General features: G+C 61.9%; 21 protein-coding genes. 14 read left to right on the top strand and 7 right to left on the bottom strand.

Going from position 1 to position 24,010, the window contains the following annotated elements; genetic code table 11:
* Positions 1 to 4: 4 nt before the first annotated feature.
* A complete protein-coding gene (locus tag NE850_RS21920) occupies positions 5 to 1,048 on the bottom strand; it encodes a S1C family serine protease (RefSeq protein WP_007178078.1) in 1,044 nt (347 codons plus the stop codon).
* Positions 1,049 to 1,253: 205 nt separating this feature from the next.
* On the opposite strand from NE850_RS21920, the gene NE850_RS21915 reads away from it, so the two are divergent.
* Both NE850_RS21915 and ppk2 read left to right on the top strand, forming a co-directional pair.
* A complete protein-coding gene (locus NE850_RS21915; protein ID WP_007178077.1) occupies positions 1,254 to 1,652 on the top strand; it encodes a VOC family protein in 399 nt (132 codons plus the stop codon).
* 164 nt (positions 1,653 to 1,816) lie between these two features.
* On the top strand, positions 1,817 to 2,743 hold the full coding sequence (gene ppk2, locus NE850_RS21910; RefSeq protein ID WP_007178076.1) for a polyphosphate kinase 2: 927 nt from the start codon (positions 1,817 to 1,819) through the stop codon (positions 2,741 to 2,743).
* 97 nt (positions 2,744 to 2,840) lie between these two features.
* On the opposite strand, the gene NE850_RS21905 is transcribed toward ppk2, so the two are convergent.
* Both NE850_RS21905 and NE850_RS21900 read right to left on the bottom strand, forming a co-directional pair.
* Positions 2,841 to 4,427: an inorganic phosphate transporter gene (locus tag NE850_RS21905; RefSeq protein WP_007178075.1), complete on the bottom strand. Its 1,587-nt coding sequence runs from the start codon at positions 4,425 to 4,427 to the stop codon at positions 2,841 to 2,843.
* Positions 4,428 to 4,621: 194 nt separating this feature from the next.
* Positions 4,622 to 5,215: a short chain dehydrogenase gene (locus tag NE850_RS21900; protein WP_007178074.1), complete on the bottom strand. Its 594-nt coding sequence runs from the start codon at positions 5,213 to 5,215 to the stop codon at positions 4,622 to 4,624.
* Positions 5,216 to 5,404: 189 nt separating this feature from the next.
* Between NE850_RS21900 and NE850_RS21895 the strand changes: the two genes are divergently transcribed.
* Both NE850_RS21895 and NE850_RS21890 read left to right on the top strand, forming a co-directional pair.
* Positions 5,405 to 6,280 carry a CHAD domain-containing protein gene (locus tag NE850_RS21895; protein WP_007178073.1) on the top strand — a complete coding sequence of 292 codons (876 nt, stop codon included), beginning with the start codon at positions 5,405 to 5,407 and terminating at the stop codon, positions 6,278 to 6,280.
* Between the two features lie 125 nt (positions 6,281 to 6,405).
* Entirely contained in the window at positions 6,406 to 7,980 is a 1,575-nt protein-coding gene (locus tag NE850_RS21890) for a diguanylate cyclase (RefSeq protein ID WP_310699396.1), read from the top strand.
* A 34-nt stretch (positions 7,981 to 8,014) separates the two neighbouring features.
* On the opposite strand, the gene NE850_RS21885 is transcribed toward NE850_RS21890, so the two are convergent.
* From NE850_RS21885 to NE850_RS21875, 3 genes are all read right to left on the bottom strand, one after another.
* Entirely contained in the window at positions 8,015 to 9,061 is a 1,047-nt protein-coding gene (locus NE850_RS21885; RefSeq protein ID WP_007178071.1) for a VTT domain-containing protein, read from the bottom strand.
* Between the two features lie 231 nt (positions 9,062 to 9,292).
* Positions 9,293 to 9,931 carry a GTP cyclohydrolase I FolE gene (gene folE, locus NE850_RS21880; RefSeq protein ID WP_007178070.1) on the bottom strand — a complete coding sequence of 213 codons (639 nt, stop codon included), beginning with the start codon at positions 9,929 to 9,931 and terminating at the stop codon, positions 9,293 to 9,295.
* 137 nt (positions 9,932 to 10,068) lie between these two features.
* The gene (locus tag NE850_RS21875) at positions 10,069 to 10,998 is read right to left on the bottom strand and encodes a LysR family transcriptional regulator (protein ID WP_007178069.1); all 930 of its coding nucleotides are present in this window, start codon (positions 10,996 to 10,998) and stop codon (positions 10,069 to 10,071) included.
* A 381-nt stretch (positions 10,999 to 11,379) separates the two neighbouring features.
* On the opposite strand from NE850_RS21875, the gene NE850_RS21870 reads away from it, so the two are divergent.
* The 10 genes from NE850_RS21870 to wecB all read left to right on the top strand — a co-directional run bounded on the left by NE850_RS21870 (position 11,380) and on the right by wecB (position 23,102).
* Entirely contained in the window at positions 11,380 to 12,081 is a 702-nt protein-coding gene (locus NE850_RS21870; protein WP_007178068.1) for a 3-oxoacid CoA-transferase subunit A, read from the top strand.
* Between the two features lie 13 nt (positions 12,082 to 12,094).
* Positions 12,095 to 12,754: a 3-oxoacid CoA-transferase subunit B gene (locus NE850_RS21865; RefSeq protein WP_011492601.1), complete on the top strand. Its 660-nt coding sequence runs from the start codon at positions 12,095 to 12,097 to the stop codon at positions 12,752 to 12,754.
* Between the two features lie 49 nt (positions 12,755 to 12,803).
* Complete coding sequence (locus NE850_RS21860) at positions 12,804 to 14,183, top strand: 3-carboxy-cis,cis-muconate cycloisomerase (RefSeq protein WP_007178066.1); 1,380 nt, start codon at positions 12,804 to 12,806, stop codon at positions 14,181 to 14,183.
* A gap of 5 nt (positions 14,184 to 14,188) precedes the next feature.
* The gene (gene pcaD / locus NE850_RS21855) at positions 14,189 to 14,980 is read left to right on the top strand and encodes a 3-oxoadipate enol-lactonase (protein WP_310699395.1); all 792 of its coding nucleotides are present in this window, start codon (positions 14,189 to 14,191) and stop codon (positions 14,978 to 14,980) included.
* Positions 14,977 to 15,372, top strand: coding sequence for a 4-carboxymuconolactone decarboxylase (gene pcaC / locus NE850_RS21850; RefSeq protein ID WP_007178064.1), 396 nt, complete (start codon positions 14,977 to 14,979; stop codon positions 15,370 to 15,372). Before pcaD ends, pcaC begins: the two co-directional genes overlap by 4 nt.
* Before the next feature lie 390 nt (positions 15,373 to 15,762).
* Complete coding sequence (locus NE850_RS21845) at positions 15,763 to 16,611, top strand: ABC transporter permease (protein ID WP_007178063.1); 849 nt, start codon at positions 15,763 to 15,765, stop codon at positions 16,609 to 16,611.
* 17 nt (positions 16,612 to 16,628) lie between these two features.
* Entirely contained in the window at positions 16,629 to 17,963 is a 1,335-nt protein-coding gene (locus NE850_RS21840) for an ABC transporter ATP-binding protein (RefSeq protein ID WP_035517358.1), read from the top strand.
* A gap of 49 nt (positions 17,964 to 18,012) precedes the next feature.
* Positions 18,013 to 20,733, top strand: a complete 2,721-nt coding sequence (locus NE850_RS21835; RefSeq protein WP_310699394.1) for a glycosyltransferase — start codon at positions 18,013 to 18,015, stop codon at positions 20,731 to 20,733.
* Between the two features lie 87 nt (positions 20,734 to 20,820).
* A complete protein-coding gene (locus NE850_RS21830) occupies positions 20,821 to 21,954 on the top strand; it encodes a bifunctional 2-polyprenyl-6-hydroxyphenol methylase/3-demethylubiquinol 3-O-methyltransferase UbiG (RefSeq protein WP_007178060.1) in 1,134 nt (377 codons plus the stop codon).
* A gap of 44 nt (positions 21,955 to 21,998) precedes the next feature.
* On the top strand, positions 21,999 to 23,102 hold the full coding sequence (gene wecB / locus NE850_RS21825; RefSeq protein WP_007178059.1) for a non-hydrolyzing UDP-N-acetylglucosamine 2-epimerase: 1,104 nt from the start codon (positions 21,999 to 22,001) through the stop codon (positions 23,100 to 23,102).
* A 105-nt stretch (positions 23,103 to 23,207) separates the two neighbouring features.
* Here the strand turns inward: wecB and NE850_RS21820 are convergent, their stop codons facing one another.
* Complete coding sequence (locus NE850_RS21820) at positions 23,208 to 23,921, bottom strand: TetR/AcrR family transcriptional regulator (RefSeq protein ID WP_007178058.1); 714 nt, start codon at positions 23,919 to 23,921, stop codon at positions 23,208 to 23,210.
* Between the last annotated feature and the right edge of the window lie 89 nt (positions 23,922 to 24,010).

The raw sequence follows: 24,010 nt of genomic DNA, 5'->3' as shown, positions 1-24,010 counted from the left end.
TACATCAGCTTGCCTGTTCGACCGGCGTCAGCGTCAATTCGAGCCGCTGCGCGCCGCGCAGTACCGTCACGTCGACGGGCTTGTCGATACGCGACGCGTCCAGCGTGCGTTGCAGACCGTCCACGTCCTGCACGGCCTGCGTATCGATCGCGATGATCGTATCGTCGGTACGCAAGCCGCCGAGCGCGGCCGGGCTGCCTTTGACGATCTCCATGACGCGCACGCCGCTTTGCGAGCTCAAGCCGAAATAGCGCTGCACGCGGCGCGACAGCGGCGTAGTGGTCCCCGCCACGCCGATATAGGCCCGCCGCACGCGGCCATGCGCGAAGAGCTGCATGATGACCCACTTGGCCGTGTCGATGGCCGTGGCAAAGCAGATGGCCTGCGCGCCCGGAATGATCGCGGTGTTCACGCCGATCACCTGGCCCGCCGAATTGATCAGCGGACCACCCGAATTGCCGGGATTGAGCGCGGCGTCGGTCTGGATCACGTCGTAGATCATGCGGCCCGAATTCGAACGCAGCGAGCGGCCGAGCGCCGAGACCACGCCTGTCGTCACGGTTTGCGCGAGGCCGAGCGGATTGCCGACCGCAATCGCGATCTGCCCGACGCGCAGCTTCGAGGACTCGCCGAGTTTGACGTGCGGCAACGGCTCGGGAGAGCCGATCCGCAAGACGGCCAGATCGCTGCCGGGATCGTCACCAACCAGATCGGCGTCGAATTTCGCGCCGTCGGCGAGCGTCACTTCGATATGGGTGGCGCCGTGCACGACGTGGCTATTGGTCAGCAGGTAGCCGTCGGGCGTGAACAGAAAGCCCGAGCCGGTGCCGCTGCGCGTGCCGCGTGCGTGGCCGGACGGGGCGCCGGGCAGTCGGCGTTCGACGGAAATGAAGGCGACGGCCTGCTGAACCCGTTCCAGCGCGCCGATCACGGTGCGGGAATAGGCGTCGAGCAAGGCGTCGTCGGCTAAAGGGTTGAGTATTTCGGGCCCGGGGGCGTCGGATGCGGCGCGCGACAGGTCATCGATGAAGCGTGGGCGGCTTCCCATGGCGATGCTCCGGATAAACGGAATCGCAGATGCGGGGCGTCGCTAAAGTTTTCAAGGGCCGTGGGCGGCGCGAGTTGCGGCGGCGCGGCCCGTGAGACACTTTCTGAAGCCCGTGCCCGCCCGGCCCGGCTCGAAGCGCCGCGTTCGACCGCGCGGCCTATACCCTGCTGGACAAGATGCCCGTCATGCCAAGGAGACAGCCGCCATGAACTCACCCGCCACGCCAGCCTCTGCGAACGGGCCCACCGAACCGCGCATCGAATCGATCAGCGCCATCACGCTTGCCACCCATGATATGCCGCGCGCCGTGCTGTTTTATGAAGCGCTCGGCTTCCCGATAAAGTTCGGCGGCCCGCAGGAGGCATTTACATCGTTTGCCTTCGGCGATTCGTATCTGAACCTGATCGTGGACGCGCGAGCGCCGGTCGCCTGGTGGGGCCGCGTGATCCTCTATGTATCCGACGTCGACGCGCTTTACCGCAAGGCGCTGGCGGCGGGGCTGAAGCCGTCGTTCGAGCCGTCCGACGCGCCGTGGGGCGAGCGCTATTTCCACATCACGGATCCGGACGGCCACGAAATCAGTTTCGCGAAACCGTTGCGGTAGTGCCGGGTGGCCGCCGGGTGGCCGCATAAACTCGCTATCATGAATGTCTAAAGGCGCAGACCGTGCCGGTAACACGGCTGACACCTGCCGCTTCGATAATCGAGCGCGTCCGCGTCGCGCTTCACGCCGTGCGCCTAACCATTTCCGTTGCCAGGAGAGTCCCAATGAAAGAGCAGGATCCGAGACCTGAAGCCGAATTGATGGCAGAGCGGCAGCGCCGTTTCGAAGAGGATCTGATCGACGCCTATGACGAAGAGCTCGAGATGGAGGTCGACGACCGCATCATCGACGGCGCGGAGGGTTTCACGCCTGAGCATCGCGAGGCTCGCAAGATGTACTTCCGCGAGCTGTTCCGGCTCCAGGGCGAACTCGTCAAGCTGCAGGACTGGATCGTGCAGACCGGCCACCGCCTCGTGGTCATTTTCGAGGGGCGCGATGCGGCCGGCAAGGGCGGCGCGATCAAACGCATCACGCAACGGCTCAATCCGCGGGTATGCCGCGTGGCGGCGCTGCCCGCGCCGAACAATCGCGAACGCACGCAATGGTATTTCCAGCGTTATGTGTCGCATTTGCCGGCTGGCGGCGAAATGGTGCTGTTCGATCGCAGCTGGTACAACCGCGCGGGCGTGGAGCGTGTGATGAATTTTTGCAGCGACGAAGAGTACGAAGAGTTCTTCCGCTCGGTGCCGGAATTCGAAAAAATGCTGGCGCGAAGCGGCGTGCAGATTCTCAAGTACTGGTTTTCGATTACCGACGAAGAACAGGAAATCCGCTTTCAGAACCGTATTCACGACCCGCTCAAGCAGTGGAAGCTGAGCCCGATGGATCTCGAAAGCCGGCGCCGCTGGGAAGCCTATACGCAGGCCAAGGAAGTGATGTTGCAGCGCTCGCATATTCCGGAAGCGCCGTGGTGGGTCGTGCAGGCGGTCGACAAGAAACGCGCGCGCCTGAACTGCATTCATCACATGCTGAGCCAGGTGCCGTATCACGAGATCGAGCACTCGCAGATCGAACTGCCCGCGCGCGTTTACCACGACGAATACAGCCGCCAGCCGGTGCCATCGTCGATGATCGTGCCAGAGGTGTATTGACTGGCTTGCGTGCGAGTCAGTGAAAAAAAGCGCGGCCGCAAACGAGCCGCGCTTTTTTTACGCCACGGCCGGTTCCGGAACCGGCCGTGGCGCGGATTCAGAACACTGCCCGGAATACCCAGTACAAACCGGCCGCCAGTGCGATGGAAGCCGGCAACGTCAGCACCCACGCGAGAATCAGGCTGCGCACGGTGCCCCATTGCAGGCCGGAGCCGTTGGCCGCCATCGCGCCCGCCACGCCCGACGAAAGCACGTGCGTCGTGGAGACCGGCAGGCCGTACATGTCGGCGGCGCCGATCGTCAGCATCGCCACCACTTCAGCCGATGCGCCCTGTCCGTATGTCAGATGCTGCTTGCCGATCTTTTCGCCGACCGTCACGACAATGCGCTTCCATCCCACCATCGTGCCGAGACCGAGCGCAATGGCCACCGCGACCTTGACCCACGTGGGAATGAACTTGGTGGCGTGATCCGTTTGCGCCTTGAAGTTGGCGATCGCCTTGCCGTCATCCTCCGAGAAAGCCGGTTGTTTGGCTTTCTCCATCAGGCGGATCGCTTCGGAGGCCACGTACATGTTGTTGCGCACGTTGTCGACGAGACCCTGCGGCACGGCAGCCATCGATCCCGACGTGCTCACCTGGCCGGCAATGATCTCGGTCAGTTGCTGCAAGGCCGGCAACGTGGCGGGCGTTAGCTGGTGAGTGCGGACATAGGCCTCGACGTCGGCGCGCGGATTGGCGGACGGTGCGGCGCCCTGGGTGTACTTGGCGAGCGTCGCCGAGGTTTGATGCGCGACCGCGAGGAAGGTCTGCGTTTCCGCCGGCGTCACCGCCTTGTTCAGCGCGTAAGCCGTGGGCACCGTGCCGATCAGGATCAGCATGATGAGGCCCATGCCTTTCTGGCCGTCGTTCGAGCCGTGCGCGAACGAGACGCCCGTGCAGGTCAGAATCAGCAGGCTGCGAATCCAGAAGGGCGGCGGCTCCTTGCCCTTCGGTTCGGCATACAGCGCGGGAATGCGCACCACGGCTTTCAGGATCAACAGCAGCAAGCCTGCCGCGAGAAAGCCCACCAGCGGCGAAAACAGCAACGACTTGCCGACGCCGAGCGCCTGATTCCAGTCCACGCCGCTCGTGCCATTGGCGCCGTGCAGCAGCTGATTCATCAAGCCGACGCCGATAATCGAGCCGATCAGCGTGTGCGAGCTCGACGACGGCAGTCCGAAATACCAGGTGCCGAGGTTCCAGATGATCGCGGCGATCAGCAACGCGAAGACCATCGCGAAACCGGCGCTGCTGCCTACCTGCAAGATCAGTTCGACGGGCAGCAACTGCAGGATGCCGAAGGCGACGGCGCCGCTCGACGTGAGCACGCCGAGAAAATTCCATCCGCCTGACCACACCACGGCCAGGTTCGGCGCAAGCGAATGCGTGTAGATGACGGTCGCGACCGCGTTCGCCGTATCGTGAAAGCCATTGACGAATTCGAAACCCAGCGCGATCAGCAGCGCAACACCGAGCAGCAGATAAGGCAGAGCCGAGCTTTCGCGGACCGGCTGTAAATCATCCAGTAAGTGCACGGCGCAATAAACGGCGCCGACCAGAATCACCGCGAGAAAGATGATGAGGCCGATATTGCGCCCCTTTCCGCTAGCAGTGCCTGATTGTGGATACGAAAGTTCCGGCATGGCGTGAGCCCCAAAGTTTGTCGCGGAGCTTCCGATCCTGCGGGGACTGTGTGTCGTAATGATGACAGGGGCGTGGCGCCGAGGTGCACGGCCATTGGCCGTGCACCGCTTCGGAACACGGTTTGCAAAATTGTCCGATCCGGATGCTCAGATGTCCGAAAAGAACGCCGAAAAGAACGCCGAAGCGCCGACGGTTACGTGGCCGAGATCACTTCGCCGCTCTCGCTGCCGCCCAGGCTGCGCTTGTAGGCTTGTGCGACCAGGGCTGCCGGCACCCCTTGCGCCGGATCGCGGCCCATCGACTCGAGCGTCTCTGCGACCCAGCCCGGGCTGACCACGTTCACGCGGGCTTTGCCGCGCAATTCGAGTGCCGCCGAGCGCGCGAACGCTTCGACGCCCGCGTTCACGATACTGACGGCCGCGCTGCCTTCCATTGGTTGTTGCGCGAGCACGCCGCTCGTCAGCGTGAAGCATGCGCCTTGCGACGCATGGGCCGCGCCGCACCGCACCAGATTGACCTGGCCCATCAACTTGTTGGCGAGACTGAACGAGAAATCTTCGTCGGAGAGCGAAGCGAGTGGGGCGAACTTGGCCGCGCCGGCGGCGCAGATCACCGCGTCGAACGTGCCGGCTTGCTGGTACATCGATTCGATGCTGGGCTTGTTCGACAGATCCACGTGCAGATCGGAACCTTTGCGGCTTGCGGTGACGATATCGTGTTCCGGCGCAAGCAGCTTCACGATTTCGCCGCCGAGCAAGCCCGTTGCGCCGACAATGAGTATTCGCATACAACCTCCTGACAGTAGTTTCGTTTGCTGACGGCGCCGACGTGGATCGCGATGCCGGTTCGCCGCAGGTCATCGTCGCATGTGTCAAAGATAGTCGCTGCACGGCGTGCTGGCCATGAATTGCGGAGCGCATACCCGTTAGGTCCTTTTTTTGCTAGGCTGTCAGGACGGTGTATCCAGGGATCTTCAATGAAACGTGAGAGCCGCAAAGCCGATAAATTGCCCGTCAACAGCGATCCATCCGCTGCTGCGCCTTCTGCGCAAACGGCTTTCGCATCCTATGCGGCGCCTCTCGTCGACGACGCGATCGAATACGCGAATGCGGTGCGCGAAGATGCGTCGCCGGAAGCGCTGCACAAACTGCGCGTCTCGCTGCGGCGTTTGCGTTCCCTGTGGTGGGCGTTCGAGCCGTTGCTGGATAAAGGCCAGAATACGCGTCAACGTGACCTTTATAAGTATCTGGCCACAGCTGCCGGCAAAACGCGCGACTGGGACATCCTGATCGAATTGCTGACGAAAGAAGGCAACGGCGCGCGCGACATGGTGCCGAAACTGCAGGATGCTCGCGTTGGCGCGCTGGCAACGAGCCGCGAAACGCTCTCGAACGCGGACGTCAAACACTTGCTACGCGAAGCCTTGACCAGTGCGTCCAAAGAGCTGAATACCGCCCATGAGCGCATGCCGCTGCGCAAGTTCGCCACTCGGCGTGTGGCGGCTTCGGAGCGTTCATTGAAGAAGCGGATGAAACGCGCGCGTCGTGCGAAGCGATCCAACTACGCGGCCTTTCACAATGTCAGGAAGGCGGGAAAGAAGCTGCGCTATCTGCTCGAGTTTTTCGAACCCGTCCTGAGCGGCGGGCGCAAACGTACCCTCAAACGTTTGAAACAGATCCAGAAACGATTCGGTACGCTGAACGACGTGGTCGCGAGCGAGATGTTGCTGCGGGACAATATTGCCCTGCTCGCTGGCGCTGGCGTCGGCGATACCGACGCGGCGCTCCAGGGGCTCAGGAAAGAGCGCAAACGGCGGATGCGCGCGGCGGCGGGACTGCTGCGCAAACTGTGATGCAGCGCGCGTCTCGTACGCATGCGCGAACCAAACGGCACAACTGGCATCCGAATAACAACATTGGCTGCGCATCCGCATAAGCGGGAGGCATGCGGATCAACTGCGAAGGAGGCGAAGCGCACGTGGTACATCAAACGCTTTCGCTGCGCCGGCGCTTGCACAAGAAATTACGCGGCTATGGCGCCGGCGTGTCGCGATACGTGGGCAACCAGCCGTTTTTTGTCGGCGTGGCCGGCACGCTGGTCGCGGTGTCGATGGCAGGCTTGACGCTGCTCACGCTCAGCAGCGGCCGGGCCGATGCGCTCGATCACGCGCGTGAGACGTCGGGAAACCTCGTCGCGATCATTTCCACGGAGCTCGAACGCAACGTGGAAATCTACGACCTGTCCTTGCAGGCAATGGCCGACGGGGCGAGCAACCCGGCCTCGTGGAAGTTGCCCGCCGACGTGCAGCGCGCGGTGCTGTTCGACCGCGCGACAACCGCGGCGTACCTGGGCGGTGCCTATGTGATCGACCGCGAGGGTCGGGTCGTCGCCTCGCAGAACAGCGACGTCAATACCGCGGTCAGCCTCGCGGACCGCGACTATTTCCTGGTCCATCAACGCAGCCCGGCCGTGGGCCTGTATTTCTCTCACCCGTTCCATTCGCGGCTGCGCGACGGCAAACTCTCCATCGGTCTCACGCGGCGCATCGACGAAATCGACGGTAGCTTCGACGGCGTTGCGCTGCTGGCTATTCGCATCGAATATTTTCAGCACCTGCTGGATCGGATCGATACGGGCCGGCTAGGATCGGTGTTCATCGTGATGGACGACGGCACCCTGCTGGCGCGTAAGCCGTTTTCCCCGCGCGATATCGGCTCGAGCATCGCGAAGTCGCCCACCTTCCAGATCATGGCCGCGCATAACGCGGGCACGTATGTGGCGAATTCGGCCGTGGACGGCGTGCGGCGCATGTACACCTACGCGCGCGTGCCGCGCACGCCGCTGATCGCCGTGGTCGCGCCTTCCGTGGACGAAGTACTGGCGCCGTGGCGGCACCGCAGCCGGATTACCGCCGCGCTGACGCTCACGTTCGGCGCGGTATTCGTGGTGATTTCGTGGCTGTTGTCGCTGGCGTTGCGCGACAAGCTGCGCGCGCAGGCGGCGCTGGTGCGTCTTGCCGCGACCGACCCGCTCACCGGACTCGGCAACCGCCGCGTGCTCGATACCCGGCTCGACGAAGAGTGGCGGCGCGCGCGGCGCAGTGGGCAACCGCTGTCGGCGTTGTTCATTGACATCGATCACTTCAAGCAATTCAACGACGCCCACGGCCATGCGAGCGGCGACGAGGCCCTGGTCGCGGTGGCCGAATGCATTTCGGCGGCGGTGCGCCGTTGGGTCGACGTGGTGGCGCGGTACGGCGGCGAGGAGTTCGCCGTGATCTTGCCGGACACCTCGGCCGAGGGCGCGCTCAAGGTGGCGGACAAGATTCGCCGCAAGGTGCAAGGGCAGGACGTCATCCACAGTGGCGGCGAGTCGGCTACGGTCACGGTGAGCGTGGGTTGCGCGACCTGTGTACCGGCCGGGGGCGCCAATGCGCTCGATTTGCTGGCCGCGGCAGATCGGCAGCTTTACGTCGCGAAGGCGGCCGGACGCAATCGCGTCAGTTCGGACACGTTGGCGGAGCGTCCCATGCCGCAGGACTCGCCGTCGTAGGTGGCGGCTCCGGCTGGAACGCGAATGGTGTGGTTCAGGTGCTTTGGCTGCTGCGCGGGGCGAAGCCGCGCAGCGTGATCGCCCCGCGCGCTTCGCCGCACGGTTGCGGCGCACGTTTGCCGGTGGTCAGTTCGTCGGCCGGTGCAAGCGGTTCGACCGGAAAGCCGCGCCGCTGCCAGGCATCGAGGCCACCCCGCAGCGCGCGAATTCTCGTATAGCCGTTGTGCCGCATGCGTTGCGTGATGTCGACCGCGGTCGCGCTGTCCGGGCAAATGCAATAGATCACCGTGTCGTGCGCCCGCAGGGCGCCGTCGATCTGCTCCGGCGAGTGCGGATCGAGCGCAAGCGCGCCCGGAATGCGGCGCGGTGCTTCGAGCGAAGGCGTTTGCGGGCGGGCGTCGAGCACCTTGGGCGGCGCGATGCGGCGCCGTCCACCGCCGCCGGCCTCGGCTGCTGCAACGGCGGCGGCATCCGCGAAACGGCGGCGCTCGCGGCGCCGTTGCTGCAAACGGAAGGCGAGATAAACCAGAGCGGCCGCCAGCAGAATGTCGATGACCGTGCCGCCCCGCGCTTTGACGAACTCGAGCAGCATATGCAACTGCCGCTCTGCGGCCGCGCCGCCAAGCAGCCAGAAGCTGCCCCATGCGAGGGCGCCGGCCAGATCCCAGACCGCGTAGATGCGGGCATCCACGGCGGTCGTGCCCATCAGCGGCGGGGTGATGAGCGCGAGTCCGGGAACGAACTTCGAGATCGACACGAGCGGCACGCCGAAGCGCTCGAATAGCGAGCGCGCCTTGTCTACTTTGGGATCGATGGCCGGCGAGAGCCGGCTCAACGCGGCGATCAGCTTGCGGCCGTACAGGCGGCCGGCTGTAAACCAGGCGCCGTCGCCGATCAGCGCGCCGAGCACGGCGGCGCCGAGGATCGGCCAGAAGGACAGCGTGCCGGCGGCGATCGCGGAGCCCGCGAAGAGCAGCATGGGCACTGCGGGGATCGGCACGCCGAGGCGCGTCAACAGGACGTTGAGGAACACGACCGCGCCGCCCCAGGTCGATACCGCCGAAGACGGAAATTCTACCAATTGAGGGACTCCTGTTTTTCCGGTTGAGCCGGCGTGCCTTGGGTTTCTACTTGGGGATGCAAAGTGTGTACCCGAGGCACTCCATTTCGGAGTTTTTTAGTCGTCCGCCATTCCGCTAGCTCAGGATACTCGATGGATTTGGCGCCGGGCCAGTGCTGACGGCGTCATCGTGCTTGCCGGCACCTTGCCCGCCGTATTGACCGCTGCCATGCTCGCGCCCGGCGAGCGTGTCTACGTATTGGAGACCGCCACCACGCCCGGATTGCCGACGATCGACAGAAACTCGCGACGCGTGGACGGATCCGTGCGGAACGTGCCGAGCATGCGCGAGGTGACCATCGTCACGCCCGCCTTGTGCACGCCGCGTGTCGACATGCATTGATGCGCGGCTTCGAGAATCACGCCGACGCCTGCGGGTTGCAGCACTTCGTTCAAAGTGTCGGCGATCTGCACCGTCATCTTTTCCTGGATCTGCAGGCGCTTGGCGAACGCATCGACGAGACGCGCCAGCTTGGAGATGCCGACCACGCGATGCTGCGGCAGATACGCAACGTGCGCCCGCCCGATGATCGGCACCATGTGATGTTCGCAATAACTTTCGAAGCGGATGTCTTTCAGCACGATCATCTCGTCGTAGCCGTCCACTTCGGAGAAGGTGCGGGCAAGGATCTCACGCGGGTCGACCTGGTAGCCCGCATAAAACTCCTCATACGAGCGCACCACGCGCGCCGGCGTGTCGATCAGGCCTTCGCGCGCCGGATCGTCGCCGGCCCAGCGCAGCAGCACGCGAACAGCTGCTTCGGCTTCCTCGCGGCTCGGACGTTCCGTTGCGGTTGTGGGTTTGGTTTTCTTTGCCTTGCTGCTGGTCATGCGTCGCTCCTCCGGGATCGCGCGTCGACCCTGTATGGAGCGCGCGGGTTCAATGAGTGCGGCCATTGTTCCATGTTTCGTGCCATGCCGGGTCGATGTCCCCTTTGGCTGTCAGGGCGCGCCGGATTGCGCGACGCTCATTTGGGCCACTCGTCCATTGCGTCGTTGAACAGTTCGGCGACCACGCCGCGCAGCCAACTCGTGCGCGGATCGTTATGAAACTTGCGATGCCAGTGCTGCCGCAGATCGAAATGCGGCAACGGCAGCGGCGGCTCGACCAGCGTGATCGACGCGTGCTCCGATACATACGCGAAGCCGATGGCGTGCGGCACAGTCGCAAGCAGATCGGTGCGCGCGAGGATGAACGGCAGGCTCATGAAGTGAGGCGTTTCGAGCACCGCGCGGCGCTTGATGCGTTTCTTCTCCAGATAGTGTTCGAGGACTTCCTGGCTGCGTCCTTCGGCGCGCACCACGGCATGCCCCGACGCCACATATTGTGCCAGCGTGAGCGGCGCCTTCGACAGCGGATGGCCCGTGCGCATCAGACAGATGAATCGATGCGTGAAAAGCCGTTGCTGGAAGAAGTTATTGCCCGACAGATCGGGGAAATAACCAACGGCGAGGTCGACATCGCCCGATTCGAGCCCACGCTCCACCTGCGAGGGCGAGAGCGTCACCGAGCGCAGATTCGCGAACGGCGCGCGTTCGGCGAAAAGTTGCAGAAGCCGCGGCAGAAACACGATCTCGCCGACGTCGGAAAGCGCAATCGAGAAAGTACGCGTGCTGGTGGCCGGGTTGAATTCCTGCACGTCGAGCATGCCTTTCTCGATGCGCAGCAGCGCGTCGCGCGCGGCGGGCAGGATGGCGAGCGCACGCGGCGTGGGTTCCATGCCTTTCGACGTGCGCACGAACAGCGGATCCTCGAAGTATTCGCGCAATTTTCCCAGCGCGGTGCTCACGCGGGGCTGGCTCACACCGAGTTGCTCGGCCGCGCGGCTGACATTGCGCGTGTCTTCCATCGCGACCAGGTAGGGGATCAGATTCAGATCCAGGTTTGTTTCAGACATGCGTGCATGACCTGTGAGGCGAGCTCAGGGTATCCGGTATGTGGATAGAGGTTAGCCGAATAATCGATCCTTGGCATAGTGCAATGGGCTCTCCACGAGCCTGCGATCCGGCGGCGAACCCGCACGGCGGGCGGCAAAACCTATGCTTAAGGGGAATCCCCTGCCTTGACAAGCGGCCCGGAGGGCAACCATAATCGCCTGAACGTTCGCTAAACGAATCCATGTTCATATAACGAACAAATTCAACGCGAGCCAACCGACGGCGCCAGCCCGCATCTCCACCCGGCGAGCCGCCAGCATTGGCCCGGAGACCGTTCCGCCCAGCGCTCTCCTCAACCCAGCCAGCCTGGCGGCACGCAGCGCCCCAAAAGGAAATTCGACATGATCAACAAGATTTTCGAGTCACTTCAATCGGCCGTCGCCGATGTGCACGACGGCGCGACCGTCATGATCGGCGGGTTCGGCACGGCCGGCATGCCGTCGGAGTTGATCGACGCGCTCATCGGACAGGGCGCGCGCGATCTGACCATCGTCAACAACAATGCCGGTAACGGCGACATCGGCCTCGCGGCGCTGCTCAAGGCCAAGCGCGTGCGCAAGATCATCTGCTCGTTTCCGCGCCAAACCGATTCATACGTATTCGACGCGTTGTATCGCGCCGGAGAGATCGAACTCGAACTGGTGCCGCAGGGCAATCTCGCGGAGCGCATCCGTGCGGCAGGCGCGGGTATCGGCGGCTTCTTCACGCCGACCGGCTATGGCACGAGGCTCGCCGAAGGCAAGGAAACCCGTCTGATCGACGGCAGGCACTATGTGCTGGAGTCGCCGCTGCATGCGGACTTCGCGCTGATCAAGGCGTATAAGGGCGATCGCTGGGGTAATCTCATTTATCGCAAGACGGCTCGCAATTTCGGGCCGATCATGGCAAGCGCGGCGAAAACCGCGATCGTGCAGGTGTCGGAAGTGGTGCCGCTCGGCGCGCTCGATCCCGAAGTGATCATCACGCCCGGCATTTTCGTGCAGCGCGTGATCGAAGTGCCGCAAGCGGCGCACCAAACCGCCGCCACCGCCACCGCAGCCTGAACCGGAGACCGACATGAAAAAACTGACCCGCGATGAAATGGCCCGGCGTGTTGCGCAGGACATTCCCGAAGGCGCCTACGTGAACCTCGGCATCGGCGTGCCGACGCTGGTGGCGAACCACCTTGCCGCCGACAAGGAAATCTTCCTGCACAGCGAAAACGGTTTGCTCGGCATGGGCCCGGCGCCCGCCAAAGGCGAGGAAGACGACGAACTGATCAACGCCGGCAAGCAGCACGTCACGCTCCTCACGGGCGGCGCCTATTTCCACCACGCCGATTCGTTCGCGATGATGCGCGGCGGCCATCTGGATTTTTGCGTGCTCGGCGCTTTCCAGGTATCGGCCGGGGGCGATCTGGCGAACTGGCACACCGGCGCGCCCGACGCGATTCCGGCAGTCGGTGGCGCGATGGATCTGGCCATCGGCGCGAAGCAGGTCTATGTCATGATGGAGCATCTGACCAAGCAGGGCGAGAGCAAGATCGCCGCCGAATGCACTTACCCGGTAACGGGCGTGGGTTGCGTCGACCGCATCTATACGGACCTTGCGATGATCGATGTCACCGATCAGGGCCTCGTGGTGCGCGAGATTTTCTCGGACATCGATTTCGATGCATTGCACAAGCTGACCGGCGTGCCGCTGATCGACGGCACGCAAGCGGCGCGCGCGGCCTGACGCGCGGCAGGCGCTTTCACTTTCGATACCTCAGGCTATCCACGTCATCATGCTCGACTCCAGCGCCCGTCTGACCGGCCTTCTTTGCGGCACGCAGCCAATGAACGACATCTGGGCGCCGCGTGCCACGCTGCAACGCATGCTCGACGTGGAAGCGGCGCTCGCGCGCGCTTCAGCCAGGCATGAAGTGATTCCGCATACGGCGGTGGCGGCGATCGAGGCCGCCTGCCAGGCCGATCAGCTCGATGCCGGCGCGCTCGCACGCGACGCCGCGCTCGGCGGCAATCTCGCGATTCCGCTCGTCAAGCAACTCACCGCGCGCGTCAAGGCGGCCGACGCCGAGGCGTCGAAATACGTGCACTGGGGCGCCACCAGCCAGGACATCATCGACACGGCGACGGTGCTGCAATTGCGCGACACCTTCGATCTGCTCGACAGCGGCCTGCAATCCACCTGTAACGCCGTGGCGAAACTCGCGGCCGTGCATCGCGCCACGCCCATGATCGGCCGCACCTGGCTGCAGCAGGCGCTGCCCATCACGCTCGGCCTCAAATTCGCGCAGTGGCTCGACGCGTTGCTGCGTCATCGCGAGCGGCTCGATGCGCTGCGCGTTCGCGTGCTGGTGCTGCAATTCGGCGGCGCGGCGGGCACGCTGGCGAGCCTGCGCGAGGCCGCGCCGCAAGTCACGCAATCGCTCGCACAGGAACTCGGCCTTGCCGTGCCGACGCTGCCCTGGCACACACAGCGCGATCGCATTGCCGAAACGGCGGCGCTGTTCGGCATGCTGATCGGCACGCTCGGCAAGATCGCGCGCGACATCTCGCTGCAGATGCAAACCGAAATCGACGAACTGGCCGAACCGGCTGCGGCCGGCAAGGGCGGTTCGTCGACCATGCCGCACAAGCGCAACCCGGTCGGCTGCGCGGCGGTGCTGACGGCCGCTACGCGTGCGCCGGGACTGGTCGCCACGGTGTTCGCCGGCATGGTGCAGGAGCACGAACGCGCGCTCGGCGGCTGGCAGGCCGAGTGGGATGCGCTGCCGGATCTCGCGCGCCTCGCGGGCGGCGCGCTCGCCAACATCGAACAGATCGCCGCGGGACTGAACGTGAACGTGGCGCGCCTCGCCGCCAATCTCGACATCACGCACGGCCTGATTCTCGGCGAAGCGGTCATGCTCGCGCTTGGCGACAGCATCGGCCGGCTCGACGCGCATCATCTGGTGGAGCGCGCGTCGAAAGCCGCGATCCGCGACGGCCGGACGCTCTTCGACGTGCTTGCCGAAGACCCGGCTGTGACCGAACATCTTCCGCTCGAGCGTCTGAAGCAACTGCTCGATCCGGCTCAATACGTCGGCCAGGCGCACGCTTATGTGGATGCCGCGCTGGCCCTTCACACCACGCGCTCGCAGCGCGACCATTCCAGGGAGTAACGGGCATGCCTTACGCCGCAGTCAACGGCACCGAGCTTCACTATCGAATCGACGGCAACCGTCACGGCAACGCGCCGTGGATCGTTCTGTCGAATTCGCTCGGCGCCGATCTGTCCATGTGGGCGCCGCAAGTCGCGGCGCTGTCGAAACACTTTCGCGTGCTGCGCTACGACACGCGCGGCCACGGCCACTCGGAAGCGCCGAAAGGCCCGTACACGATCGAGCAACTGACCGGCGACGTGCTCGGCCTGATGGATACGCTGAAGATCGCCCGCGCGCATTTCTGCGGACTGTCGATGGGCGGCCTGACCGGCGTTGCGTTGGCCGCGCGCCACGCGGATCGGATCGAGCGCGTCGTGCTGTGCAATACGGCCGCGCGCATCGGCTCGCCGGAAGTGTGGGTGCCGCGCGCCGTGAAGGCGCGCACCGAAGGCATGCACGCGCTGGCCGACGCCGTTCTGCCGCGCTGGTTCACGGCTGACTATATGGACCGCGAGCCGGTGGTGCTGGCCATGATTCGCGACGTGTTCGTGCACACCGACAAGGAAGGCTACGCCTCCAATTGCGAAGCCATCGACGCCGCCGACCTGCGTCCCGAAGCACCCGGCATCAAGGTGCCGGCGCTGGTGATCGGCGGCACGCACGATCTGGCCGCGACGCCGGCGCAAGGCCGCGAACTGGCGCAGGCGATTGCGGGCGCGCGTTACGTGGAACTGGATGCCTCGCATATTTCCAACATCGAAAGAGCGCCTGCTTTCACGAAGACCGTGGTCGACTTCCTGACGGAGCAGAAATGAACGACGAAGACCGTTACGAAGCCGGACTCGGTGTGCGCCGCGCGGTGCTGGGTAGTGCGCACGTCGACCGGTCGCTCGCGAACCGTACTGAACTGACGGAAGAGTTTCAGAATTTCATCACCCGCTATGCATGGGGTGAAATCTGGACGCGTGATGGTTTGCCGCGTCACACGCGCAGTCTGCTGACCATCGCGATGATGGTCGCGCTCAACCGCGGCGAAGAACTCGCACTGCATCTGCGCGCCGCGAAGAACAACGGCGTGACGCGTGAACAGATCAAGGAAGTGCTGCTGCAAACCGCGATTTATTGCGGTGTGCCGGCGGCCAATTCGGCGTTTCACTTGGCCGACAAGCTGTTTCGTGAAGACGACGCGGCGGCGGTGCAGAAGTAATTGCTGAGATACGGAGAGCGTGTCGGGCAGCGCGCGAATGTGCGCTGCCCTGGAACATCGACGATGTTCGGTTTTGATCCGGCCCGCAACGGGCCGTGATGCGGATAGCTCGTATCCGCTAGCGTTCGACTTGGAGCGCCGCCGCGCTGCGTGGCATGACCGCGGTTCTCAGGAAGCCTTCTTTTCTGTGGAATTTTCCTGCGTTCTGCTTGATTTTTCGTGCGGAAAATTCCGTGTTTTCTTGCGCTAGTCTCCGCGCTTTCGCAGCATCCTGCTGGGCACCCTGGCTGTAACATCGATCTCGGCTCTGGCAAGTTCGTCCGATGCCGCATCATCTATTCCTTTGTCGACCGTTAAACCAGCCAGCGCTGTTCGAGGCGATCTGTCCATATGAGCTTCACCTATAAGCATGACGGCCGCGAGGAATCTCATCCGCGGGCTCATTTTGGCACGCTCTTCCTGCTTCCCTGGCAGCAACGCCAGCTTATCGTCGCACTCACCAAACGTGACGTATTGAGCCGTTATCGCGGGTCGGTAATGGGACTGACGTGGTCCATCGTTCAGCCGTTGATCATGCTCGCAATGTACACAGTTGTTTTCGGCACGCTGTTGAAATCGCGCTGGCCGGGAACCGACAATAGTTTTCAGTTCGCCGTGATCCTGTTCGCGGGGCTCATTCTTTTCAATTTTTTTGCCGAGTGTCTGAATAGGGCGCCGGCCATTATTACGACCAACGTCAACTACGTGACGAAGGTCGTTTTTCCGCTGGAAATCCTGCCGTGGATCGCAGTGGCGTCGGCGGCGTTTCACTTCCTGACGAGCTTTGCCGTCTGGATCGTGTTTGCACTGTGCGTATATGGAAAGCTTCAGTGGACGATCGTCTTTTTGCCGGCGCTCTTTATTCCGCTCGCTTTCGTCGGTGTGGGCGTGGGTTGGCTATTCGCCGCCACCGGTGTCTACGTGCGTGACCTGACGTATATCACGACGCTGCTCTCATCGATGCTGATGTTCCTGTCGCCGGTATTTTATGCTCTCAACACTCTAACCCCTGCTTTCAGGGCGCTGATTCTAGCCAACCCGCTGACGTTCATCATCGAGCAGGCACGGGCGGTCATGATCAATGGCGATTTGCCGGATTTCTTCGGGATCGCAGTTTACCTGTTGTGCAGCGTTGCTTTCGCGTGGCTCTGTCTGGCCTGGTTCCAGAAGACACGCGAAGGATTCGCGGACGTCCTGTAATGCCCGCGCTCATGGAAATGAATCAACCCGACAGGCCTGAAACGACGATTAAGGTGAACCATGCCTCGAAGCGCTTCGATATCTACGAAACGCCGCTCGACCGGCTCAAGCATATCGTTTTCCCGAGACGTACCGGGTACGCCAGGGAATTCTGGGCGCTTCGCGATGTGTCGCTGTCAGTGACCCGGGGCGAGACAGTCGGCATTATCGGGCGCAACGGCTCCGGCAAATCCACTCTTTTGCAAATCATATGCGGAACGCTGCGCCCCACCGCAGGCGACATCGCGATCAACGGTCGCGTGGCCGCACTGCTCGAATTGGGAGCGGGTTTCAACGTCGAGTTTTCCGGCCGGGAAAATGTCTATCTGAACGCGGCAATGCTGGGAATGACGGCTGCGCAGATCGAACGGAAATTCGCCAGCATTGAGAAGTTCGCGGAAATCGGCGATTTCATCGATCAGCCGGTCAAAACCTATTCGAGCGGTATGTACGTGCGGTTAGCATTCGCGGTTGCCATTCACGTCGACCCGGCAGTATTGATTATCGACGAAGCCCTTGCCGTGGGCGACGCGCGCTTCCAGGCCAAATGCTTCAACAAGATCAAGGAACTCAAGGAGTCCGGCGTCACGATTCTTTTCGTGTCGCATGACGTGGGCTCGGTGCGAACCTTGTGCGAGCGCGCTATCTGGCTCGACGGCGGACGGGTGCGGATGGAGGGCAACGCGTTTGCGGTTACTGCGCAATACACGCAGTTCATGTCCGAAGGACTCGGCGAAAGCGAGCCCATCGGCGTGTCCCGCCAATCGGCAGACGGCGCGACCGCGTTGGAAGAAGATGCGAAGGAAAGCGTGAGACCAGTCGCCTCCATCGCCGGTGACGAACCCATCAATCACTGGGGGACGCACGTCGGATCAATCGTATCGGCGCAAGTCCTGGACTCATCCCGCCAGCAACAGAGCGTGTTCGCGGCATTCGAGCCGATGATCGTCCGCTTCGTGATCCATGTCCCGGAAGGCATTGATCGTCGCGCCTTGAGCGTGGCGTTCTCCATCAAGGATACCAAAGGCACGGATCTGATCGTGCGGACCACATACGACGAGAAAAGCATTGACTTCGATTGCGACGGCAGCGAAATCGAAATCGAGTTTTGCCTGAGAAACCAGCTCAACGCAGGCAGATATCTGCTCGTGGCAGCACTCGAAGACCGGTCTGGGGCGGTGCCGCAATACTACGAATATATCGAGGGAGCCTGCTATTTCTCTTCGCATGTGCAAAGCGGTAGATACGGGCTGTTCCTGCCGGACATCACAGAGAAATTATGCATGGAAGAAATGCCTCTTGATAAGCAATGACGGCCTGGGGAAGAACAAACACGGGTAACGGCGACTTTTGAGGTTGGCCATGAATGAGCAAGAAGTGACACTAGACACCACGCAGAAACAAACCTACGGATCATTTGCAAAGTTGAGCCTTCCGACGCCCGACGCGGATACCCTCATCGAGCAACATAATCAGGTTGCAGAGGCGCAGCGTCTCGCGCGCAAAGACCGCTATACGCTCGCGAGGCGGCTGTCGGACGCACTATCGGAGATCCACGCCCTCAAGCGCTCGCTGAATAACATATCGAGCGAACTTGTGCTTGAGGTTCGCGAGCGCGAGCGGACGCAGGGCGCCCTTAGCGAAGTATTCGAAAGCAGTTCGTGGAAACTGACCGCTCCCATGCGGCGCATTGCGAGTGCAGTTTATGCGGTAGCGGCGCGCTACAGAACGCCGTTTGGAACGGGTGCTGCCATCCAGCAGATTGCCACGACCGAGGTCGTGCCTGTTACCAATGGCGACTATGAGGCCCACACGCGCGCCCAGGCAGCCTATTTCAGCAGCTACGCCAAGGATCCCTCGAAACAGAGAAGGCACCAGATCAGTCGCCTGCTCGCGACTCATTCCGGGCGCCGGGGTGTCGTACTGTGCCCGGTTGCCTACGATCTTTCGCTCAAACAGCGTCCCGACCACATCATGGCCGAGTTCGCCAAAGCGGGTTATCTCTGCGTGATGCTGGAATACGGCGGTCCTTATCCGTTCATCCGGCCCGCGTCAACGAACCTTTATGTTTCCAACATGGTCGAGGATTTCCTCGGCTATTTCCAGGACGAGCCGGTCACGCTCTATCTGCACTGGCCCGGTTTCAAATACGTTGCTGATATCTGCCGCTCTGCATTCACGATCTACGACGTACTCGATGATCTGACCATCTTCGCCAACTATTCCGAGGTCATGCGTAGCGACCATGAGCTTTTGCTGTACATAGCGAATGTCTGCCTGTTTTCGTCAAACCGGCTGTACGACGCGAACCGCGCGAAGGTCACGAACGCGCTGCTGCTGGAAAACGGGGTTTATCCCGAGGACTTTCTTCACGGGGAGCGCGAACGATGTGACGTGCCGGAAAAATTGCACGACATGGCGGTAAGCCGGCGGGTTGTCGGCTATCACGGCGCAATTTCCGAACTGCTCGATTTCGATCTGCTAGACGAAATAGTGCGGCTCGACGACGTTGTGTTGCTGTTCGTCGGTCCTGTTGTCGCTTTCGAGCCGCAATACGGTGCCGAGGTTCAGGAGCGCATGGCCCGGCTGAAGGCGTTCGACAATTTCATTCACCTGGGTCCGAAACCGTACTCCGAACTGAAGCATTATCTCGCCTGGATCGATGTCGGTATCGTTCCGTTCATTGTGAGCGAGAAGACCGACCCTGTTTCGCCTCTGAAGCTGTTCGAGTATCTGGCGGCAGGCAAGCCGGTGATTGGAACGCCGACCCGCACCATCAGGGAATACGAACACGCGGTCATCGTCGCGTCTGGCATCGACTTCGTTGATGCCGTTGCCGGCGGGCAGTGGGCGAATGCGTACACTTCGGCGTCCGCAGAGGTCGCGCGCATGCACGCCTGGCCGGTGCTTCACGCGCCTTTGCTCAGACGGGTGAATGCGACGAACGTCGCAAGGCTGATACCCACCTCCGTGCGGCGCGCCATCAAGGTAGACATCGTCAACGTCAACTTCTACGACTGGAAGGGCGAAACCGTCTATAAGGGCGGGGCCGAGCGCTACGTCTACGATCTCGCCGTCGTACTCGGCGGCATGGGGTACGAGGTGCGCCTCTTGCAGAATGCCTGGGAGCCTTTTGAGCGCGATTTCCGCGGCATCAAGGTGATCGGAGTGAGCGCCGTGGACAACCTTGATCTGGAGACCCTGTCGAGCAAATACGCCGAATTCTGTGCAGACGCCGATCTCATTATCGCGTCGCCCACTGAGCTCGCCGCGTCGCTTGGAAAAAACAGGCGCGTCATCGCGATCAACCACGGTATCCATTGGGACGGGGCATCCAATAATCTCGCGACGTTCGATCGAGGCCGCTATGAAACGCTTTTCCGCGCGCTTCGCAACAGTGATCGATGCGTTTGCGTGGATACGAATTTCATCAATTGGGTGCGAACCTATGACTGGGGCCTCGCCAATACGCTGACCTACGTTCCTAACTACGTCGATCTCGATTCATTCGGAAACAATCCGAAGAATTTCGAAGCAGAGGAGTTATGCGTTCTCCTGCCACGCCGGCTTTATGAAGCCAGAGGCCTTTATCTGACTATCACCGCGTTCGATCTTTTGTTCTCGCGGCGCACGGATATCCGTCTTGTGCTGTGCGGACAGGCAATCGATCGCGACGCGGAGGCGGTAAAAGCATTCGTGGCGCGCCATCCGCACAAAGTGAGCTGGATCGAATATGACATGGAGGATATGCACAAAGCCTACGTCGATAGCCATATTGTGCTGGTGCCCACCATGTATTCGGAAGGCACATCCCTGTCGTGTATCGAGGCGCTGGCGACCAATAATGCGGTCATTGCAACCAACGTTGGCGGACTGCCGAATCTGATCGTCGACGGCTATAACGGCAAGCTGATCCGCGCGGACTATTTCGAGCTTGCCGCCGCGATCGAAGAACTGGCGGATGACCGGGCAACACTCGCCAGACTTGCCGCTCATGGGATCGAATCGTCGTCCGCGTTTGCGAAGAAGGCGTGGGAGGGCCGCTGGCGTGAAGTCATCGAAAGCACGCTCACCGTCGACTAGGCCTTTCTGATCGTATCGGGACGCTTGCGCGCGATGGAGCGCTCGTGCATTGAATTCGGTGGTATAGACAGACCAATACGCCTTTTAATGACAGACATTAATTCAAAGCAGTACTGGGACTATCGCTTCACGACCGATTGGGTCTCCGCCGGCGGACATGGGCAAACACGATTCTTCGCGATGCTGGCGGCCAGGCTGATGCCGGGCTGGTTCAAGGATCAGGCGTTGCGGGAGCAATGGGATATCTGCGACTGGGGTTGCGCCGAGGGACAGGGCGTAGACGAACTGAGCAAATGGCTCGGCTTGAACTCCATCACCGGCATCGATATTTCGGAAGTGGCGATCGGGAAGGCCCAGGCATCTTTCCCGAATAGGCGTTTCAAGGCGCAGGCTCTCGACGACCTCGACGACTACGACGTGATTTTTTCGTCGAATACGCTTGAGCATTTCGATCACCCGTTCGACGTCGTGGCGCGCCTCGCGAAGCATACGAAGCGTTTTCTGGTTCTGCTTCTGCCGTTTCAGGAATATGACCGGATTCCCGAGCACTTCTTCACGTTCGATCTCGACAACATTCCCATCTGCCCGGTGCCCGGTTTCGCTGCCGTCGCCTGCCGCGTTGTTGACGCGGCGAAGGTCAATATCAACTATTGGAACGGTAAGCAGATATTGCTCGTTTATGCGAGGCTCTCGTCACTCGGCGACACCCGGCCGGACCTACGCAATTTCTTTATCGGCGACGATACCTATGAGGCGTTCGCGCAAGAGCGCGGCCAGATCATTGCCCAACAGCACGCCTCGGACAGAGAGCAGCTTGCCCGGACACGTGACGAGCAGGCTGCGACGAACGCGCAACTCGAGGCGACTTTAAAGACTCTGCAGGATGTACGGGCAGAATGCGACGCGGAGAAGGACAAGCAGGCGCGCTCGCAAGAGACGCTCGCCGAGCGGGATCAGACAATTGCCGAACTGACACAGGCCTACTCCGAGCGGGGGGAAACCATAACCGAACTGAAGGAGGAATGTGGCGCCCTGTCAGCGGAAATCATGGTGCTTCGCGCCTGCATTGAACGGCTGCGGACCGAACGGGAAGATTGCGCAAGGCTCCTGACCGAAGTCCGGGCAATTGCGGACGGCGTCGCGAGCCAAAGGGACACGATGCTTCGCTCAAAGACATGGCGGCTCAGGTCGGCGATCTGCCGGTTCATCGGTCGGGCATGACCACTTCAAGACACCACCCTTCAAGTTTAATACCGGAAGACTCTGTGAAAAAACGTAAGATCATCGTTACTGTAGGAACCCGTCCTGAAGCAGTGAAAATGGCGCCGCTCGTCAAGCAGTTGCAACGCGAGGAGTGGGCCGACTGCCGCGTGCTGGCAACCGCGCAGCATCGCGGCATGCTCGATCAGGTATTGCGGCTGTTCGAGATTAAGGCCGATATCGATCTCGACATCATGCAGCCCAATCAGTCTTTGCCCATGCTGACTTCGCGGCTCATGGTCCGGCTCGACGAGGTGCTCGCCGCCGAACAGCCCGACGTGCTACTCGCGCAGGGCGACACGACCACTGTGCTGACGGCGGCGCTCGCGTCCTTTTACCGGCGCGTGCCGGTCGGACATGTCGAAGCCGGGCTCAGAACAGGCGATCTTTCGAATCCGTTTCCGGAGGAAATGAATCGCGTGGTGGCGAGTCGACTTGCGCGCTGGCATTTCGCGCCGACGGAAACCGCGAAACGCAATCTGCTTGCGGAAGGTATTGATGCGGCGAGCGTGTTCGTCACCGGGAACACGGTCATCGACGCCTTGTTGGACGTGGCTGAGCGGTGCGACGGCGCGGTGCCTTTCAACGGAGATAGCCGGCTGATTCTGGTGACTTCGCACCGTCGCGAGAATTTCGGCGAGGCTTTTCAAAACATCCTGAGAGCACTCAAAACGATCGCCGATAACAATCAGGATGTTCATGTTCTCTATCCCGTTCATCCGAATCCGAACGTGCGTGAAGCGGCCTACGCGCATCTCGACAAACACCCCCGGATTACCCTCTGCGAGCCGCTTGACTATTTGCCGTTCGTGGCGGCGATGAAGCGGGCCTATCTGATTCTGACCGACTCCGGCGGCGTGCAGGAGGAGGCGCCCGCGCTCGGCAAGCCGGTACTCGTGCTGCGGCACGAGACGGAACGCCCGGAGGCGGTCGCGCAGGAGGTCGTCAAACTCGTGGGTACGGATTATGCGGACATTGTTTCGAACACACAACGGCTACTCGACGACCCGGCCGAATACAGGCGGATGGCGCGAGGCGTGTCACCTTATGGCGACGGCCACGCGTCTGGACGGATTGTCGGCGTACTGAGGGACCACTTTCAGGTATAGCGCTATCTGACGCTGAAGCGCTCTTCAACTGGCGCAGACGACGGGAGCACTACCGCTCTCGTCGCCCAGGATTGCGAGCCGGACACTGTGTCAGCATGGCCCGCGCTACGCTTCGCTGTTTTGGCTCGCCTCGCTCACTGCCACCACAGCATCCCCCGACAAATTCACCCTCACCGCGCGCAGCACCGTGTCCTTGATAACCTCGCGCCAATGCTCGAGCGCCGTCTTTTCCATCAGCGGCTCGCCAAGAAACGCGCCCAACGTATATTGATTGGCGTTATAAAAATACCCAAGCGAAGCGATCATCAAATACACATCGCGCGCTTTGACATCCGCACGAAAAACCTGCTGCGCCTGACCCGCATCCAATAACTTTTGCACCACCGAAATCGCATAGCCCGAAATCTCCTTCAGCTTCAGGGATTTCTTCGCGTGCTTGCCCTGGTGCAGATTCTCGCTGGAAAGCAGCGTGACGAACTCGGGATGATCGAGGTAGTACTGCCAGACGAATTCGACCATCTGTTCGAGCCCGTGCACAGGGTCGGCCAGATCGAGATCGAGTTTGCTTTCCGCCTCATTGAACTGCGTGTAGATCGTTTCCAGAACTTCGACGAACAACTGTTCCTTGCTGCCGAAGTAGTAGTAAATCATGCGGTCGTGCGAGCGCGCCGCCTTTGAAATACTCTCCACGCGGCCGCTCGCATAGCCTTGCTTCGCAAAGACCTTGATGGCCGCTTTCAGAATCTTGGCGCGCGTGTCCTGCGCCTGTTTCGCACGGATGCCGGTAGCGCCCGGCTTGCGGGCGGCGGTGGGACTCATGGCGGTCTCGGATCTCTTGTTGGCGTCAGGTTGAACGGCAGGCGCCGCACCCTGTCAGGCACGGCGCGCCTTCATCATACAACCCGCGT

Source organism: Paraburkholderia sp. USG1, from assembly GCF_031570135.1.
Taxonomy (GTDB): domain Bacteria; phylum Pseudomonadota; class Gammaproteobacteria; order Burkholderiales; family Burkholderiaceae; genus Paraburkholderia; species Paraburkholderia dioscoreae.
This window is presented reverse-complemented; position numbering and strand designations above follow the sequence as displayed.